At 66.5% G+C, this 719-nt stretch carries 1 protein-coding gene; it reads right to left on the reverse strand.

Annotation, left to right across the window (positions count from 1 at the left end):
* Nucleotides 1-719 (reverse strand): S8 family serine peptidase (locus AAHE99_RS26680; RefSeq protein ID WP_342120988.1); only part of this gene is annotated, 719 nt, incomplete at both ends.

Raw genomic sequence — 719 nt, forward strand, 5'->3', positions numbered from 1 at the left:
GCGACCACGGTGCCGTTCACTTTCAGTTCAACGCGGGACACGCCCACATTGTCAGCAGCGTTCACGCTGACCGAGACCAGGCCGGAAACGGTGCTGCCGCTGGTCAGGTTGGCGATCGAGACGGTTGGTGCGGTGGTGTCGGCAACCGGCATGGCCTTGGCGGCAGCCACGGCGGCAGCAGCGTTCACACGGCCGTAGCCGAAGTAGATGTCACGGCCGGCCGCGCCCAGGTCGGTGGCGGTGGTGAACAGGATGTTTTGGACCTGGGTATTGGTCAGCGATGGGTTGGCAGCCATCACCAGCGCGCCGACTGCAGCAGCTACCGGGCTGGAGAACGAGGTGCCGGCATTCATGCCGTAGCCGCCGCCACGGGTGGTGGTGTAGATGTTGGTGCCTGGGGCCGACAGCTGGACGAAGGCGCCGTAGCTGGAGAAGCTGGCCTTGCCGTCCACGGTGTCGGTGGCCGACACGGCGATCATGGAATCGGTCGGGGTGAAGCCTTCATCGCGGTTGTAGTTGCCGGCGCCGACGAACACCAGGCCGCCCTTGCTCTTCATGTAGTTCGAGGCGCTGATCACGGCCGCGCTGCTTGGCAGGTAGGCGTAGCTGGCGTTGGCGATACGGGCGCCGTGGTCGGCGGCCCAGGTGATGCCGGCGGCGATGGCCGAGTACGTGCCCTGGCAGCCGTTGGCAGTCAGGGAACCGGTACGCACCGGCAT

The sequence above is a fragment of the Pseudoduganella sp. OTU4001 genome (assembly GCF_038440195.1).
Lineage (GTDB): Bacteria > Pseudomonadota > Gammaproteobacteria > Burkholderiales > Burkholderiaceae_D > Rugamonas.